Genomic DNA, 17617 nt, shown 5'->3' with positions numbered 1-17617 from the left:
TTATTGGCCTTCCGGCAGATAATGAGGCTCTTTCTCAAGGCTTTTGAATATCTTGCCCTGGCATTATAGGAGAAAGAAGAATGGTGCTGTACGACAACAGTTTGGTGAGGCTGAACTATAATCCTGCCACGGATATCCTGGATGTAGACTGTCCGGATTTCAACCCATTGATGATGACGGAGGTAAAGGAGGCGTTCAGCGTTATTGTGGAAACGGTAAAGCACTACGATGTGAAAAAGCTCCTGATCGACTCGAGCAAAGCCACCATCGACACTTCCAACCATGAGCACAAGGGGGTGCTGATAAAGTTTGCCCGCGACCTGATGGACACCCGCCTGCAGAAACTCGCCCGCGTCGGCACACAGGACTTCCTTCGGGAGAAAAATGTGAGCGAGGCGAGGGAGGAGGCCATGTTCAGCATCGCCTTCCAGAACTTTCCGGACAAAGCCGCTGCCCAGGCCTGGCTAAACATGAACTGACGCTATATATAAGTAAGAGGACGCAGGTAGCCGGTATCAGGGCACACAGCCTTTTGTATCGCGTTTATATATGATATGTGCTGCTTTTACCCTGGTACATAGCTTGCCCGTTGCGTCCGCCGCCAGCGCTTTCTGCCGCCTTTTATATATAGGCAGCTATATATAACCCGCCCGGCTCCGGCCCCTGATTGCGTGAGGCGCCTCTTGCCTTGATGCGCTGCCCAGCCTTTTGCATGCCGTCGCGGCACCTGCGGCTGCCGCTCCCAACGCCGTTCACTTTGCCGATTATCTTTGTTATATTGCTGGTGCGGAGGGCTGTTCTGCGTGCTGCCTATATACCAGGATCAGTACAAAAGCAGGCCATCTCGAACCTACTGGCTTCCTGGCACCAGACGCGGCTTACAGGCCCTGCCGGTTGCTGCAAACTTTTTCGGGAAGAGAGAATCATGCAATTTGCAAGAAGCCAGTACGTTACTTATTTGGCCATGCTAAAATATGAAGTTGCTATGTAACCTTTTCGGGGTTTTGGCAATAAGGTATAAGGTGGAAATGTTCCCTGTTGCCGGGCCTGAGACGTGCCGCCCGGACTAACTGCTTTTGCCATGACCTCCTTCTTGCCCTCAAAGCCATACCGAAGCCGACCTCCCCATGAACCCTGAAACATATTGATACTGTAATGCTCAGAGAAACGCGAAGCCTGTAGTTCACCCTTATAACCACGACCTAATGCATTTTCTTTTACAAAAGCACGTTTCCATCTGCTGGCTGCTGCTGTGCTTTCTGTTCGCGGGGCAGGCCTTTGGCCAGACTTCCGTTACCTGCACCGTGTCTATTGTGTCACAGCAGGCTTCCAATATTTGTGAGGGCGAGAGCATTGCCCTGAATGCAGTGCCGGGAGCTAACTTCACCCCTACCGGCTATCAGTGGTTCCGGGACGGGCAGGCGATAACCGGCGCCACAGCAGCCACATATAAGTCAAATATAGGCGGTATATATACCGTACAGGCAACGGGGGGAAGTTGCCAGGGCACGCCAACATCCGGTGAGTTCTCCGTGACCGTTGACCCGAAGCCGCCAAGACCCACCTTTAATATCTCCCCGACAGGCGCCATCTGCTCCGGCACCGAGGTTGCCTTCAATGTGGTGAACCCAACCGAGGATGTGATTTACGTGTGGGACTTCGGGAATGGCAACACCGTGTCCAGCACAGGCGCTGTGCCCGTCACCCAAACCTACGACACGACCGGCACCGGCACCGTTCCCTTCACCGTGCAGGTATATGGCGTGAACCGGTCAGGCTGTTCTTCCGACACCATCACGCAGACCATCAATGTGCGGCAGTTGCCGGTGGTGGCCTTTACCGAAGAGAATGACTTTCAGGTGTGCCTGCCCGACACCGTGGCCCCCGGCGACACGGCCATATATGCCACCATTACCAACGCCACGCAGGCACCCTACCTCGCCGACATCACCCGTTACTTTGTGGACTGGGGCAACGGAGAAGAGAAGGAGTACCTGGCAAACCAGTTCCCGATCAAGAACCCGACGGCCTATGACACCCTGGGCAATTACCCGATCAGCATCCGGGCCGTGAACAAAAACGGCTGCGAGGCGGTGTTCACGCAGGAGTTTAAGCTGAGCCAGGAGCCGAAAGCGAATTTCACCATAGATAAGAAAGAGCGGTTGGAAGAAGACCAGGTGCCGCCCTGTGTGCCGGTCATCATCACGCCCACCGACAGCTCTTCGGGCGGCGACCTGTCTTATACTTGGTCGGTGCAGCCAGACCAGGGCTACAGGCTGGACTCCGGCTCGCTCACCTCTCCCGAGCCCGTCTTCATCTTTGAAGAGTCCGGCGTATATACCCTTCAGTTGATTGTGGAGAACGGCTGCGGCACCGACACCACCTCGCAGAGCGTGGTCGTGGGCTGGCCACAGGTGCAGGTTCCCGCCAGTGTCACCAACTGCGGGCCTCTGACCATAGACTACAGCAGCAGCGGGGCTGGCGGGGGCGGCCTGCCAGGAGGCGGTGGCATTCCGGGAGGTGGCGGCTCTGGGGGTGGTGGCCTGTTTGTGGACAAAAACCTGGGCGAGAACGTGACAGTGACCATTTCCATCACCGGCCCGACCAGCACCACCCGCACCTTCAACTCCGACACCTTCCAGTTCAAGTACGATTTTACGACGCCCGGCACCTATACCGTGGCGGTGGAGGCCGTGAACGAGTGCGGCAGTTCCAATTCCATTTACCAGGGGCAGCCCGCGCCCACGCAGCAGGTCGTGATTCTGCAGCAGCCCACCAAGCCTACCATACCGGCGCCCGGCGCTGTCTGTGCCGGCGACACGGTGCTGCTGAAGCCTTCAGGCCCGGGGCCCATATATGCCTGGTTCGACTCGGACCTTCCGGCGGCCATCCCGATCGCTACTGGTGAGACTTTCACGACGCCGTCGCTCACAGCTGATATAACATACTATGTGGCCGCGGTGGATACGGCCAATGGCGTGATATGCATCGGGCCCAAAGCGCCCATCGCAATAGATGTGGTGCCGGGTATTACCAATAACACCATTGCCGCAGCGCAAGGCGAAACTCAGAACGTTTGTATAGGAGAAACACCGGCCCGATTAACAGGCAGCACACCCTCAGGCGGCGACACGAGCGTGCCCTATAGCTACAAATGGGAATTTAGTACCACCGGGCCTGCCAGTGAGTTTAAAGCTGCCCCCGGTGTGAACAATACGATCAACTATACCCCAACTGAGCCAGTGGAAGGCAACACCTGGTTCAGGCGCCTGGTATTCTCGGGCAGTTGCTCCACCGATTCCAGCAACGTTGTCTCCATTGTTGCCGTTGATCCGATACCCGCCAGTGCCAATACCATCGGTCCGGCGCAGCAACTCTGCGAAGGAGACACGCCAGCGCCACTTATCGGCAACCGCCCTACGGGTGGGGGCGGTGCACCTTATATATACCTGTGGGAGTTGAGCACCGAAGGCCCTGATGCAGGCTTTGTAACTGCTTCTGGTACCAGCAACGAGGAAAATTATACATTCCCGGCGGGAGCATTGAGTCAATCCAAGATCTGGATCAGGCGTGCCGTGACATCGGGTGGCTGTACCTCATATTCTGAGCCGATCACCATTACCGTCTTCCCGGCCATCGCCGATAACACCATCAGCGATAACCAGGAGGTCTGCACAGGTACTGCCCCGGAGGCGCTTACGGGTTCAGCCCCGACAGGCGGCAACGGCAAGTACATGTACCTATGGGAAAGCAGCACGACCGGGCCGGCCAGCGGCTTTGCCCCGGCAGCAGGCACCAACACAGGCCAGAGCTACACGCCCGGCAACATCACCCAAACCACCTATTACCGGCGCGTGGTATCGGCCGGGGACTGTAAGCCCAACACAAGCGGCGTGGTGACGATTAAGGTGAACGAGGGCATCCTGAACAACACCATATCCGCTGAGCAGCCCGCCGTATGCGTTGGCCAGACAACGGTTGCCTTCCGGGGCAGCACGCCGACGGGCGGCACCGGCACCTATACCTACCTTTGGGAAAGCAGCACCAGTGGCCCGGATGTGGGTTTCAACCCAGCGCCCGACGATAAAGACGGCATTAATTACACATCGCCCACGCTCACGCAAAATACCTGGTTCAGGCGCAGAGTGAGCTCTGAAGGCTGCTCGAGTGTGTCTGAGTCTGTGCAAATCACGGTTACACCGCTGCCCGAAAACCCGGTGCTGACGGTAGAGGATGCCACCGCCTGCCCCAACGGCTCCGCTACGCTTGAGGTGGCGAACACGAACGGCAATACCATCGAGTGGTATGCCGCGCCCACCGGCGGGTCGCCTGTATTTGTGGGGCCAAGCTTCACGACGCCGAACCTGCAGCAAAGCACCACTTACTATGTGCAGGCGGTAAACGCCAACAGCTGTACCAGCGCCGCGCGCACTGAAGCGACTGTTACCATTGTGGAGCCTGTGGCCAATGCCGGCGAGGATGTGACAATCATCCAGGGCCGTACAGCGGAACTGGAAGCCACCGGCGGGGTGAGTTATCTGTGGGAGCCTGCCGAGGGACTCAACGACCCTACCCTGGCCCGGCCCATCGCCTCGCCGCAGGAGACCACCACCTACACCGTTACCGTGACGACAGCCGAGGGATGTACCGCCACCGACGAGGTGACGGTCACGGTGATCCCTTCCATCATCGTGCCCAACGCCTTTACCCCGAACCGGGACCAGGTGAACGAAATCTGGGAGATTGAGAACCACGAGAATTACCCTGACATGCGGGTGGAAGTGTTCAACCGGTGGGGCAACAAAGTCTATAGCTCTTCGGCCGGCTACGGCACGCCATGGGATGGCACCTATAACGGGGAGGTGCTGCCGGTTGCCACGTATTACTACATTATTTATCTCAACAGCGCCGAAAAGCCTATTTCCGGCAGCGTGACCATTATTCGCTGATTTATGAAGAAGCCGCTTCTATTGATAATCTTTTTTGCAGCGCTGGGCATGCAGGCGCGGGCGCAGCAGCGCCCGCAGTACAGCCAGTACATGCTCAACAACTTCCTGCTGAACCCCGCCATTACCGGCATCGAGGACTATGCGGATGTGCGGGTGAGCCACCGGCGGCAGTGGGTGGGCCTGGAGGGGGCCCCGGTCACCTCCTACGTAACGGCGCACACGCCGCTCAACAAGGGTGCCTCCGGCAACAAGTACCACCGGGCGCTGGCGCACCACGGCATCGGCGCGTCCTTCTTCACAGACAAGACAGGGCCGCTCCGCACGTCCAGCGTGAGTTTCTCCTACGCCTACCACCTGCCCCTCACCACCACGCTCAACGTGTCGGCCGGGGCCTCGGCAGGCATCATCCGGAACACCGTGAACTCGGCAGAACTGGAGCTGACTAACCCGAACGACCCGCTCATTGGCGGCGGCACTATCAACAACAACGTGTTCGACCTGAACCTGGGGCTGTGGCTGTACTCCAAGAATTTTTCGGTGGGCGTTTCCGGCGCGCAACTGCTGGAGGATGTCGGCAGCTTCCAGCCGGCGGAGGGCGCGGAGGCAACCTTTGGGCTGCAGCGGCATTACTTCGTGACGGGCGCCTACCGTTTCGAGCCGACAGACTGGCTGGACGTGATTCCGTCCGTGATGCTGAAGTTGGCTGACCCAAGCCCGGCCTCAATTGATGCCAGCGTGCGCGTGCTGTACGACGAGCGCTTCTGGGTGGGCGCCTCCTACCGCCACGAAGACGCGCTGGTGGGCATGGTGGGGGTATATGTAAGTCCGCTGCTGGACATCTCCTACTCATACGACGCCACCAGCTCCAGCCTGAACAGGGTAAGTGCCGGTACGCACGAGGTAGTCATTGGCTTTAAGTTGCTGAACAACAACCGCATCATATGCCCGCAGTGGGTCTGGTAGCGGCCCCGTAGCTAAAATCTATTCTTCCGAAAGCCGCGCTGGCTCCTGTACATGGGAGCCAGCGCGGCTTTCGCCTGTATATGGCCTCTTGTAGCCTGCCTATCCCGTGCTGATATAAAACGATCCTCTGTACCGTCTGCTATAATACTGGGCCGTTTTCCCGGCGGCTCGCGCTCCTGTAACTGTATGTCTCAGGGGCGCTCCTTGCCCTGCGCATGGCTTTGCCCAGGCGGGCGGCATCAGTAGAGTATTGCTTCCAATCCTGGTTTGGGAAGGTTAGAGGAAGCGGTAAACTTTCTGCCGGCACTGACGCCTACCGCTGCCACGGGAAGGGATAATTTACGCTCCTGATAAGGTATATGGCCAAAGACAAATAACGTACTCCAGTATTGGCTGTAATAAGTTTGTTATAAGTATTATTCAATTTTGTTTTTGCATGATACAGGTCACTTTAGAGGTGTGTCGCATAAGTATATATATTTATTGGTATAATTATATTGTAAAATCAAAGGGTGGAAAAGTGAAACTTTTTATAATAGATAGTGTTTCAGCGTTTGAAGAGTTATAATAGGATTTGCAAGAGGCAGATAAGGCATATGAATTGAATAGGTGGATTTTAATAAAAATATAATAATAGGATTTCGACAAACAAAGGTTATATTTGGAGCTAGTAGCATGTAAACGGTTGATATTGTACAATATGCTTGTGCAGGCCCATAGAAACCATCTCCTAACAGGGATTTATATATAAAGAACATTTTCAGAATTATTCAATGAGAAGCTTTTCAGGAAAAGTCATACTCTTATTATTTGGCTTTTACATGGTGTCTCTTGTTGCCTTTGCCCAGGGTGTCCCTCAGCTCGGGCCCCTATATGAATTTAATGCGCTTGCTTCGCTCAAAGTGAAGAATGAGGGCGGCACCGTTGTGCACGCTAGTGTGGGCGCCTCAGACGGCCCGATAGAAGGCTTCCCGCCCGGGGAAATCCGCCGGGAGAAGCATCCCCAGACTGCCTATGCGAAACTGGCCATAGCGCAGGCGCGGGAAGTTCAGTCGCTCCTGGCCGGGTATCCTGCCACCGCCACCCTGAGCAGCGGAAACCTGGCAGGCAAAACAATCACGCCGGGTGTGTACCACATCAACGGAAACGCAACGCTTAACGGAAAGCTCACTTTTAACGGGCAGGGGCAGGACAACCCGCTGATCATCATCAAGGTGAGCGGGAAGTTGGATATTGAGCGGGCTGAGTATGAGATGCTGAACGGAGCCAGCGGCATTAACCTCTACTGGCTGGTGGAAGGAGACGTGACGGTGAACAGAGGCGCTTCGGCATTGGGCAACGTTTTCTCCGGGAGCAACATCACGCTGAATGAGGGCGCGCAGTTGCAGGGGCGCCTGGTGGCCACCGAGGGCGAAATCAGGCTGACAAACAACGTGCTCAACTTCCCGGCAGACCTGGAAATAACGCTCGGCAAAACGCCGGGCTCGAAAGGCGTCAACACCTACGACTTCGGCGAGACGATTACCTACACCATCGCCATCAAAAACAAGGGCCCTGTAAACGAGAACGGTGTCGCGGTGGCCGATATCCAGTATACGGGCGAGCTGCTGCACTATGCCTCTTCCGTGCCGGACGCCCCCTTCGACGGCAGCACCTGGTCCGTCGGGAACCTCGATTACAAGGAGGAAGCCACGCTCACCATCACCGCCCGGATAAACAAAGCCGGCTCGGGCTATCTGAGGGCGCTGGTATATGGCTACGGAATCGACGAGATACGCAGCAACAACACGGCCGACCTTAGTTTCTGCGTGCTCCTGTCGGGGACGGGGGAGATAACGGGTCCCCGGCAGGTCTGCGTGAACGAGAGCTATATATACAGCATCGCCGAGGTGGAGGGCGCCACGCGCTTTATCTGGAGCGTCCCTTCGGGATGGACCTACACCATGCTTTCGAAGACCAGCATCCAGGTGAAGGCAGGGGCAAACTCCGGCCTGGTGAAGGTAGTGGCCAGCAACACCTGTGGCGAAGGCCCTGCCAGGGTGGTCGAGGTGACATCAATGGCGGCCCCGCCAGCTAAGCCCGACGCTATAAGTGGGCCCGCCAGCCTGTGCGGCAACCAGAAAAATATCATATACAGCATAACGGCAGTGGACAGAGCGACCAGCTACACCTGGGCCGTGCCGGAAGGGTGGGTAATCCTGAAAGGCCAGGGCACCACCGAGATCACCGTAAACACTGCCGGAACCGGCGGGCAGGTGACAGTGCAGCCATCCAACTCCTGCGGCGTGGGCGAGTCGCAGCAACTGCCCGTAACCATCAGCGAGGCGGCCCCCGTCGCTGCGGCAGTTATCCGGGGCTCCTTGCAAGGCTGCGGAGGCAACACCGCCATATATACGGCAGACCCTGTGGCCGGCGCCACGGGCTACAAGTGGAGCGTGCCAGCCGGATGGGCGATTACGGCAGGGCAGGGCTCCAGCGAGATAACTGTAAGGGTAGGCACGGCCGCCGGAGACGTATCGGTGCAGGCAGAGAACTCTTGTGGCGTTGGCCCCGCCGCCAGGCTGGCCGTAAAACCTGTCACCACGGCCCCGGCGGCGCTTGGCCCTGTAACAGGGGCAACGCTGGCGTGTACCGTGGAGGAAGGGCTTATATATGCCGTGGAGCCTGTGGCAACGGCGCTGAGTTATGATTGGCGTGTACCGGCAGGCTGGGTGATTACCGCCGGGGCCGGCACACACCAGATTACCGTGAATGCCAGCGTTAACAGCGGAGAAGTGTCTGTGGCCGCCATCAACGATTGCGGCGCCACGGCCAGAAGCGTGCTGGCGGTGCAGGCCACGCCCAATGCGCCCGCCACGCCGGGGCCTATTGCCGGGGCGCAATTCGGCTGCGCCGGCAGCACCGGAACCTACAGCGTCGCGGCGGTGGCTGGGGCTACGTCCTATATATGGACCGTGCCGACAGGCTGGAGTGTTACCGCTGGCCAGGGCACCACCAGCATCCGGGCAAAAGTGGGCACGGGCAGCGGCAGCATCACCGTCAAAGCCGTGAGCGCCTGTGGCACTAGCCCTCAGAAATCCTTGTCCGTCACGCCTGCTTCTGCCACCCCCGCCAACGTGAAACTGTCAGAAGGAAGCAGCAGCGTCTGCACGGGAACCACCTTCACCATTCAGGCCCTGAATGCGGCCAATTTAGGCACCTTGGTGTGGCAAGTGCCAGCTGGTTGGGCCGTCGTGTCCGGGCAGGGCACCCCGCAACTGACGGTAAAAGCAGGCAGCACCAGCGGAACAGTGCGCCTCACGGTCACAAACGGCTGCGGCGAACTGACGGTGAGCAAAGCAGTAACGGTTTCGACGCAGCCACCCGCCGCACCGGGAGCTATCTCGGGCACGCCTTCAGCCTGTGAAAGCAGCACGCAAACGTATAGCACAGCCCCTGTAAGCGGGGCCACCTCTTATATATGGGCTGTGCCAGCCGGGTGGGTTATTGTAAAGGGCCAGGGCACGCCTGCCATCGAGGTAAAGACAGGTAAAACAGCGGGCAACATTACCGTGACAGCCGCCAATGGGTGCGGGAACAGCAGCCAAAGCGCTGTGCTGGCCGTGGTGCCGACCGTAGGCGCTCCGGCTGCCGTCGGAGCCATTCAGGGTCCGCAGGGCAGCTTCTGCCAGGGCACTGCCAACCTCTCCTACAGCATTACCGCCCTGCAGAACGCGGCTTCCTATATATGGGAGGTGCCGAGCGGCTGGGCGATTACCGCTGGGCAGGGCACCACCAGCATCAAAGTGACGGCAGGCACCACCGCAGGCGACATTAAAGTAACGGCAGCCAACGCCTGCGGTACAGGCAGCACAAAGGCCCTGCCGGTGGCGCCGCAAGTGCTGCCATCCACTCCGGTATTCGCCTCTGGTCCGCATATTCCCTGTGTGGGCGTTCCGACCGTCTACACCGTGGCGGGCGCAACTGGCGTGGACTCTTATATATGGGAGGTGCCAGCCGGATGGGTAATCCTGAAAGGGCAGGGCACAGCCAGCATCGAAGTAAAAGCCACCCACACTGCCGGAGAGATGAAGGTGACGGCCCGCAACAGTTGTGGCGGCAGCAATACCACTAAACTGGAGGTGACGCCTGCAGAGGGCCTGCCTGCTGCACCGGGTGCCGTCGAGGGGCCTGCAAATGTCTGCGTGAGCCAGTCGGTGATATATAAAGTGACTTCAGCCAGCGCCGCCGCCTCTTATGCCTGGAGCGTTCCAGCAGGTTGGGAGATTACCGCCGGACAGGGCACCGGAGCCATAACCGTAACAGCCGGAAGCGGCGCAGGCACCGTGGAGGTGGCCGCCGTCAGCGGTTGCGGCAGCGGACAGCGCGTTTCCATGCAGGTCAGCGGCGCTGCCCTGGCGGCACCTGCGCTTATCATCGACAGCAGCTCGCCCTGCACGGGGCTGGTGTATGAGGTGGCGGCAGCACCGGGCACCACGGCCTATATATGGGAGGTGCCGCCCGGCTGGACCATCACCTCCGGCGGGGGCTCCAACAAAATCACAGTTACGCCCGGCGACGGCGCGGGCGCCATTACCCTGTCGGTGAGCAACGGCGTGTGCAGCAGCGCCCCCATCAGCATCGTACCCGACAGGAACCTGGCGAAATCGGAGCTGTCGTTCCCGAACGTGTTCTCACCGAACAACGACGGCAATAACGACACCTGGGTGATCCGTAACCTGCAGAACTACCCGCAGAACGAGCTGACGGTGCTGAACCGCTGGGGCAACGAGGTATATAAAGCCAAAGGCTACAGCGGCAACTGGGACGGCGACAACCTGAGCGAGGGCACCTATTTTTATGTGGCCAGCGTGAAGATGTGCGACGGGGCAGAAAAAGTTTTCAAGGGATTTGTGACGATAGTGAGATAAGGAGATGGCCACGTTCGGGAAGAAATTAAACATAGTACTTGTACTGCTGGGGCTGGCAATGGCCCCGGCGGCCTTCGCGCAGCAGGCGCCGCAGTACAGCCAGTATATTTTTAATGAGCTGGTGATAAACCCGGCTTACGCAGGCAGCAAGCAGATATTGAACATCAACGCGACCTACCGCAGCCAGTGGACCGGCTTCGATGGCGCCCCCACCACCCAGACCATCAGCATAGACGGGCCCGCCAGGAACAAGAGCCTGGGCTGGGGGCTGCACCTGATGAACGACGAGATAGGGGTGCAGCGCCAGACAGGCGCCTACCTCAACGCCGCCTCCCGCATCAGCCTCGACCGTTTCTCAACCCTGGCGCTGGGCCTGGCGGTGGGGGCCTCGCAGTACACACTGGATGGCACCCGCCTGAGGCCGGGGAGCGAGATGCCGGATATGGCCGTACCGCAGACGCGCGTGTCGCAGCTGCTGCCGGACCTGAAGGTAGGCGTGTTCTTTAACACCGAGCGCTACTACGCCGGTTTGTCGGCGGCCAGCCTCATTCCCTTCAAAGACAGCGAGACAGATATCTCCACCCCGCGCCGCCACTATTTCCTTTCCTCCGGCTACCTGTTCGACCTGGGCCGGCATATGCACCTGAAGCCCAGCATCCTCATCAAAGAGGATTTTCGCAGCCCCACCGGCGTTGACCTGAACGTTTTTTTGCTGCTGCAGCGGGTTGTTTGGGTGGGCGCCTCTTACCGCACGGCCGTGCCCATGTTCACGAAGCAGGAGATGAAGCAACTGGACAAGCGGAACGCCCTGGCGGTGATGGCACAGGTATATGCCACGCCCCGGTTCCGGGTGGGCTACTCCTACGACATCACCCTGACGGAACTGCGGAACTACGGGAGCCATGAGGTGTCGCTCGGCTACACTTTCCTGCAAAAGAAGTACGGCCGTATCCTGACGCCCCGAAACCTATAATCTTTACAGTACATTTTTTATGAAAATCAACTTTACCCTTGCGCTGCTTTTGCTGTGGTTGATGATGGGAGGGACTGCGGCGGTGACGGCGCAGGACATGAAGCAGGCAGACAAGTATTTTCAGAATTATGAGTTCAGCCTGGCCCTCGAGGCCTATAAGACTATCCTGGAGAAAGGAGAACCCAGCCTGACGGTGGTGCAGCGCATCGCCGACAGCTACCGCATCCTCAACAACAGCCGGGAGGCCGAGTTCTGGTACGCGCAGACCATCGCCTTTCCGGGGGCAGACCCTTCCAACATCTTCCTCTATGCCGAAGCCGCTAAGCGCAACGCCAATTATGACAAGGCGAAGCAGCTGTTTCTGGACTATGGCCGCAAAGTGCCGGCGCAGGCTGCCCTGGCCCTGAAGATGGCCGCCTCCTGCGACACCGCCCTGCACTGGATGCAAAACCCCATGGCATATGAGGTGCAGAAACACCCCCAACTGAACAGCGCCGGAGCGGATTTCAGCCCCGTGAAGCTGCCGGATGGCCTGCTGTTCGCCTCTGACCGGCTGATTGCCAACCAGAAGCAGCAGACCGAGCGCAGCAACTGGACCGGCAACGGTTATATCCAGTTATATATAGCCAAGGCAACTTCCGACAGTACCTACGGCGCGCCGGTGCCGCTGCCATCGGAGGTGAACACGGAGTATCACAACGGGCCAGGCGTTTTCCTGGCGAAAGAGAACACCCTCTACTTTACCCGCACACACGTAGTAAAGCGCAGCGCCAGGCACGCCAGCACCGACCCCACCAGTTGGTTCAAGGGCAGTGACAACCGCACCCACACCAACCGGCACGGCATCTATACCGCTGAGCAGAAAGGGGAAAAATGGAATAACGTGAAGCCTTTCAAGTACAACAACACCGATGAGTTCTCCATCGGGCACCCGGCCATCACCCCCGACGGGCAGGTGCTGTACTTTGTGTCGGATATGCCGGGGGGCTTCGGGGAGACGGACATCTACTACAGCGAGCGCCAGAAAGACGGCTCGTGGGGAAAGCCCGTGAACGCGGGCAACACCATCAACACCAGCGGGCGCGAGAGCTTCGCCAGCCTGGGCGAGAACGGCACGCTGTACTTCTCCTCCGACGGGCATATGGGCATGGGCGGTCTGGATATCTTCAGAGCCGTTGGGCCGCACAAGGCCTGGACCAAGGTGGAGAACCTGAAGTATCCGCTCAACACGCCTCAGGACGACCTCGGCATACTGATGGACAGCACCGGCACGAAGGGGATGCTTTCCTCGGGCCGCCTGGGGGAGAACGGTTATGACGACATCTTCACGTTTGAGGAAGTCAGTGTGCCCTGCACGCTGATCGGCAGGACGGTGGAACGCTTCGCGGTGGCCGGCACATCCCGGAAGGTAGAGGCGCCGGTGGAGGGCGTGCTGCTGCAATTGCTGGAAGAAGGCGGCACCAAACCCCTGGAAGTGTACTCCGGCAAAGACGGCGGCTTTGTTTTCCCGGTGAAGGCGGGCACCAACTATACCATTAAGGGTTCGAAGCCGGAGTACCTGACGCAGACGCGCAGCCTCACCCCCGACTGCCGCTTCAACACCGACTCGGTGAAGGTGGAGATGATCTTTAACCGCAGCACCCCGAACAAGCCCATCGCGCTGGAGAACATCTTCTACGACCTCGACAAGTACGCCATCCGGCCCGATGCCGCCAGAGAACTGGACAAGCTGGTGCAGACGCTGAACGATAACCCCTCCATCCGCATTGAGCTGAGCTCCCACACCGACAGCCGCCAGACCAACCGCTACAACGACATGCTGTCGCAGCTACGGGCGCAGGCCGCTGTGGATTATATCATCTCCAAAGGCATCGACAGGGACAGGCTGAAAGCAAAGGGCTATGGCGAAACGAGGCTCATCAACCGCTGTGCCGACGGTGTGTCCTGCTCCGAGGCACAGCACCAGGAAAATCGCCGCACCGAGTTCACGATTCTGGAGTAGTTATATACAAGCGCGTTGTACAGAACCTCGCGGTGTCCGAAAGTCCCGCGAGCGTTTGAGATGCAGGCACTCGCGGGACCTTTGGACGCCGCGAGGTCTTCAGGCCGAAGCAGCCGCTCAGGCATGCCAGCAGAAGCAAGGGCAGCAGGCGAAGGTTTGTTTTCATAGGTTTTTGATTCTGAGAATATTATTCTAAATTATATCCTGATTTATCACCACGCCTTGCTATCTGTTTAAGTTAAATCCTGACTTGCCGGACTATAGATGAAGCTGTCCCTGAAACGGAAAAATGGCCTGCCGGAGGCAGCGGCCTGGCTGCTGGGCCTAAGCGCGCTGGCGCTGATGGACCCGGGCGGGGAGCACCTGTTCAGCTTTTGCCCCTTCAGCTGGCTGTGGGCGGAGGGGTGCTGGGGCTGCGGCCTGGGCCACGCCATTGCCTATATGTGCCGGGGCGAGTGGCGGGCATCGTGGGAGGCGCACCCGCTGGCCCTGCCTGCGGTCCTGCTGCTGCTGCGCCGCTGCGGACAACTGCTGATATGCCAAGGCAGCTCTGATAAAACACAGGCGGCAGGACATAGGGCACAGCACCTTTAAAAATATGGTAAGGAAGTGGCGCCTCTATACCATCTCACTGTACACCACCACATCAAAACCTGATATAAAACTATGGCTAATATTTTGAACCTGATGCCGGAGCTGGAGCCGGACGAGATGAGCTTCATCCAGTCGCTTGTGAATGACATGCCGGAGCAGGAGGCGCAGCAGTTTGCCAGTATTTACCGCACCCGCCGCCGGGAGCCGCAACTCGTGCTTATCACCACCCTGATCGGCTTCATCGGCCTGGCGGGTTTGCACCGCTTCGTGCTGGGGCAGATCGGGATGGGGCTGTTGTATTTCTTCACCGGCGGCCTCTGCCTCGTGGGCACCATCATCGACCTCATCAATTACAAGCGGCTTGCCTTCGAGTATAATGTGAAACAGGCGCAGCAGGTTGTCGTCATGATGCGGTACTGAGTTTAATTTTGAATGAGTGGGTGAGTGAATGAATTTTGAAAAGCACTCCTCCCATAAGTACCACAACAAAATCAATCTGCGCAATCTATATAAGTGACTTATATCCTGTATCATTGACGACGTGCCGGAAGCAATAAAAAATGTCTTGTGCCCTGCTACCTGATATGTGTGTCCTTCATGAATCCTGTTTTTCCGTTAGGGCAGCGGGGCAGCCGGCCTATATAAACAGCATGCCTTTGCATAGCGCCGGGCGGCGTTTAATTTTGCAGGGCCTGCCACAGTTCCCGGCACAGGCAGCAACCGCATACCTATATACTGAGCCTCAATGACCGATTTATACCTGTCTGATATCTACATTTACCCGATAAAGTCGCTGGGCGGCATCCGGCTGGAAGCGGCAGAGGCTGAGGCCCGAGGCCTGCGCCACGACCGCCGCTGGATGCTGGTGGATGAGAAAGGGAATTTCCTGACGCAGCGCCAGCACGCGCAGATGGCCCTGCTGCAGGTATCGCTGGAGCAGGAGGGGCTGGAGGTGCGCCACAAGCAGGGGAAACTGGAGCCGCTATATATACCGTTTGCCGCCACCGGGCGCGAGTTGCAGGTAACGGTGTGGGACGACACGGTGCCGGCCCTGGAGGTCAGTCCCGACATAAGCTCCTGGTTTACGGAGGCGCTGGGCATGGCGGCGCGCCTGGTGCATATGCCGCCCCAGACCCGCCGCCTCGTGGACACCGATTATGCCACCAACGGAGAGGTCGTGAGTTTTGCCGACGGGTATCCGTTCCTGCTCATCGGGCAGGCGGCCCTCGACGACCTGAACAGCCGCCTGGAGCAGCCCGTGCTGATGAACCAGTTCCGCCCGAGCTTGGTGTTCCGGGGTGGGGAGCCCTTCGCGGAAGACAGTTGGGACGGATTTACGATAGGCAGCCAGTTGTTTCGGGCCGTAAAGCCCTGCGCCCGCTGCGTCGTGACCACCATCAACCAGGCCACAGCCGAAAAGAGCCCCGAGCCACTCCGGACGCTGGCCATGTACCGGCAGCAGCGCAATAAAATCCTGTTCGGCCAGAACCTGCTGCCCGGCAGCGCCGGCGGCACCCTGCGCGTGGGCGATAAACTGACCGTGCTCTCCAGGAAGTGATCCTCCCATGTATCCTCCTGTGAACGCAGCCATATATAACATCCTATACCTTCATGTGCGTAGCCCTCGTGGCTGCTTCAAAAGGTGCCCCCAACCGGGTGGCGTTGAGCATTCAGGTAAACCAGGACCGCCAGAAGGACTTTTTGTTATTAAAAATATAATATACTGAATACTTGTGCTATCGGTAGCTATTGTATATTTTCCCTACGGCTTCTAACGAGGCGCTTCTCCTTCAGTTTCTCTAAATATATAAATGCCTGCACCACAGTTGTGGCCTTGCCGCTCTTTTGCCGAAGCATATGGGTGGTAGCTAAACCTGACGGGCAGACGGCGCTCTTGTTTCAGTCCAAATGTGGGCTGCTACTTTTGAATGTCATCCTTTTAGCACCATGACGGAGCCATGACTGCTTCTGTAGCGGCTAGCCGCTCTGAATCTGATTGCTTTATCAAACATAAACCCCTTCTAATTTAACAAGCTTATGAAACAGGACCTTTTCAATCGGCTTACCCCAGCCCGCTGGCTGCTGCCTGCAGCACTTGGCCTGCTGCTCGGGCTACAGGCATGCAGCAAAGACAAATTGTGCGAAGACGAGCCGTTCTGCGCCAGAGTGAACGGCAAGCTATGGTGGCCCAGCGATAACGGCGACTTTAAGGCGCGCCCGCTTACTATAAGTCTACTTTATGGTGACAGCGTTTTGGCTATTAGGGCTTCCAATGGTTCTGAGAGAATATACTTGAGCGTTAGAGACGGTAAGGTCATATCTGCTAAAGATTATACTTTAACAGATACGCTGAGCAGAGGATACTTTGACAAAAGCCTTTCATCTGATGAGTTTGAGACTGACTCTGTCAATACAGGCTTATTATCAATCACCGAGATAAACTGCTCTAAAAAGACATTAACTGGAACATTCTTCTTCAAGGCCTTCAACTCAGCTACTGGTGAGGTGGTGGAAGTGTCTAATGGGAGGTTTGACGCTTTCTACACAGAATACTAATCCGAGTAATCAGCCTTTTCAACTTTAACACAATTCATATGAAAGAAACTTGCCGGTAAAAACACGCGGCAAGGGCCGTTTGCGTAAGTTCTGTATATAGGTCATACAAACTGATATAAATCATATATACATGCGGAAAATTGTGCTTTACATTGCCGCCAGCCTCGACGGCTATATAGCCCGCCCCGACGACAGCATCGATTGGCTGGAAGACAAAGCCTATGCGCTGGAGGGGGAAGACTACGGCTACAGCGAATTCACACAGACCATCGACACCACCCTGATGGGCCACAGCACCTACAAAGTCATCCTTGGCTTTGACACGCCGTTCCCTTTACCCACCGAAACCAACTTTGTGTTCAGCCGCTCTGGCGGGCACGCCGACACAGCACAGGTGCAGTTTATAGACACCGATGCCGTGGCGTTTGTGCAGGAACTGAAGCAACAGCCGGGCAAGGCGATATGGCTGATGGGCGGCGGCCAGCTGAACACGCTCCTGCTCAACGCCCGCCTCATCGACGAGATCATCCTCACCTATATCCCCATCGTGCTGGGCGCGGGCATCCCGCTTTTTGCCGCCGGGGCGCAGGAAACGAGACTGAACGTAAGCAGCAGCAAAACCTACCCCAACGGCTTTGTGCAGGTGCGGCTAAACAGCTAAAGGCTGCCT

The 17617-nt window shown here is 57.7% G+C and carries 11 protein-coding genes; all 11 read left to right on the top strand.

Features of this window, described 5'->3' with window-relative positions; genetic code table 11:
- Window positions 1-80: 80 nt before the first annotated feature.
- The 11 genes from GSQ62_RS10660 to GSQ62_RS10610 all read left to right on the top strand — a co-directional run bounded on the left by GSQ62_RS10660 (window position 81) and on the right by GSQ62_RS10610 (window position 17608).
- Window positions 81-479: a hypothetical protein gene (locus GSQ62_RS10660; protein ID WP_161889486.1), complete on the top strand. Its 399-nt coding sequence runs from the start codon at window positions 81-83 to the stop codon at window positions 477-479.
- A 726-nt stretch (window positions 480-1205) separates the two neighbouring features.
- The gene (locus GSQ62_RS10655; protein ID WP_237586587.1) at window positions 1206-4949 is read left to right on the top strand and encodes an Ig-like domain-containing protein; all 3744 of its coding nucleotides are present in this window, start codon (window positions 1206-1208) and stop codon (window positions 4947-4949) included.
- 3 nt (window positions 4950-4952) lie between these two features.
- Complete coding sequence (locus tag GSQ62_RS10650) at window positions 4953-5912, top strand: PorP/SprF family type IX secretion system membrane protein (RefSeq protein WP_161889485.1); 960 nt, start codon at window positions 4953-4955, stop codon at window positions 5910-5912.
- An 821-nt stretch (window positions 5913-6733) separates the two neighbouring features.
- Window positions 6734-10822 (top strand): ice-binding family protein, encoded by a 4089-nt coding sequence (locus GSQ62_RS10645; RefSeq protein WP_161889484.1) that lies wholly within the window; start codon window positions 6734-6736, stop codon window positions 10820-10822.
- Between the two features lie 4 nt (window positions 10823-10826).
- On the top strand, window positions 10827-11795 hold the full coding sequence (locus tag GSQ62_RS10640; RefSeq protein ID WP_161889483.1) for a PorP/SprF family type IX secretion system membrane protein: 969 nt from the start codon (window positions 10827-10829) through the stop codon (window positions 11793-11795).
- Window positions 11796-11814: 19 nt separating this feature from the next.
- On the top strand, window positions 11815-13797 hold the full coding sequence (locus GSQ62_RS10635) for an OmpA family protein (protein WP_237586586.1): 1983 nt from the start codon (window positions 11815-11817) through the stop codon (window positions 13795-13797).
- A gap of 264 nt (window positions 13798-14061) precedes the next feature.
- Window positions 14062-14391, top strand: coding sequence for a DUF2752 domain-containing protein (locus tag GSQ62_RS10630; RefSeq protein WP_161889482.1), 330 nt, complete (start codon window positions 14062-14064; stop codon window positions 14389-14391).
- A gap of 72 nt (window positions 14392-14463) precedes the next feature.
- Entirely contained in the window at window positions 14464-14811 is a 348-nt protein-coding gene (locus tag GSQ62_RS10625) for a TM2 domain-containing protein (RefSeq protein WP_161889481.1), read from the top strand.
- A gap of 325 nt (window positions 14812-15136) precedes the next feature.
- Window positions 15137-15949 (top strand): MOSC domain-containing protein, encoded by an 813-nt coding sequence (locus tag GSQ62_RS10620; RefSeq protein WP_161889480.1) that lies wholly within the window; start codon window positions 15137-15139, stop codon window positions 15947-15949.
- 479 nt (window positions 15950-16428) lie between these two features.
- Window positions 16429-16947 carry a DUF6252 family protein gene (locus tag GSQ62_RS10615; protein ID WP_161889479.1) on the top strand — a complete coding sequence of 173 codons (519 nt, stop codon included), beginning with the start codon at window positions 16429-16431 and terminating at the stop codon, window positions 16945-16947.
- 130 nt (window positions 16948-17077) lie between these two features.
- Window positions 17078-17608 (top strand): dihydrofolate reductase family protein, encoded by a 531-nt coding sequence (locus GSQ62_RS10610; protein WP_161889478.1) that lies wholly within the window; start codon window positions 17078-17080, stop codon window positions 17606-17608.
- The last annotated feature ends 9 nt before the right edge of the window (window positions 17609-17617 follow it).

Source organism: Pontibacter russatus (assembly GCF_009931655.1).
Taxonomy (GTDB): Bacteria; Bacteroidota; Bacteroidia; order Cytophagales; family Hymenobacteraceae; genus Pontibacter; species Pontibacter russatus.
The sequence above is the reverse complement of the archived record's forward strand: the minus strand, read 5'-3'. Positions and strand labels throughout refer to the sequence as shown.

Bases quoted from the DNA above. Each gene is read 5' to 3' on its own strand.
- GSQ62_RS10660 (WP_161889486.1), top strand. From the start codon at position 81: ATGGTGCTGTACGACAACAGTTTGGTGAGGCTGAACTATAATCCTGCC.
- GSQ62_RS10655 (WP_237586587.1), top strand. From the start codon at position 1,206: ATGCATTTTCTTTTACAAAAGCACGTTTCCATCTGCTGGCTGCTGCTG.
- GSQ62_RS10650 (WP_161889485.1), top strand. From the start codon at position 4,953: ATGAAGAAGCCGCTTCTATTGATAATCTTTTTTGCAGCGCTGGGCATG.
- GSQ62_RS10645 (WP_161889484.1), top strand. From the start codon at position 6,734: ATGGTGTCTCTTGTTGCCTTTGCCCAGGGTGTCCCTCAGCTCGGGCCC.
- GSQ62_RS10640 (WP_161889483.1), top strand. From the start codon at position 10,827: ATGGCCACGTTCGGGAAGAAATTAAACATAGTACTTGTACTGCTGGGG.
- GSQ62_RS10635 (WP_237586586.1), top strand. From the start codon at position 11,815: ATGAAAATCAACTTTACCCTTGCGCTGCTTTTGCTGTGGTTGATGATG.
- GSQ62_RS10630 (WP_161889482.1), top strand. From the start codon at position 14,062: ATGAAGCTGTCCCTGAAACGGAAAAATGGCCTGCCGGAGGCAGCGGCC.
- GSQ62_RS10625 (WP_161889481.1), top strand. From the start codon at position 14,464: ATGGCTAATATTTTGAACCTGATGCCGGAGCTGGAGCCGGACGAGATG.
- GSQ62_RS10620 (WP_161889480.1), top strand. From the start codon at position 15,137: ATGACCGATTTATACCTGTCTGATATCTACATTTACCCGATAAAGTCG.
- GSQ62_RS10615 (WP_161889479.1), top strand. From the start codon at position 16,429: ATGAAACAGGACCTTTTCAATCGGCTTACCCCAGCCCGCTGGCTGCTG.
- GSQ62_RS10610 (WP_161889478.1), top strand. From the start codon at position 17,078: ATGCGGAAAATTGTGCTTTACATTGCCGCCAGCCTCGACGGCTATATA.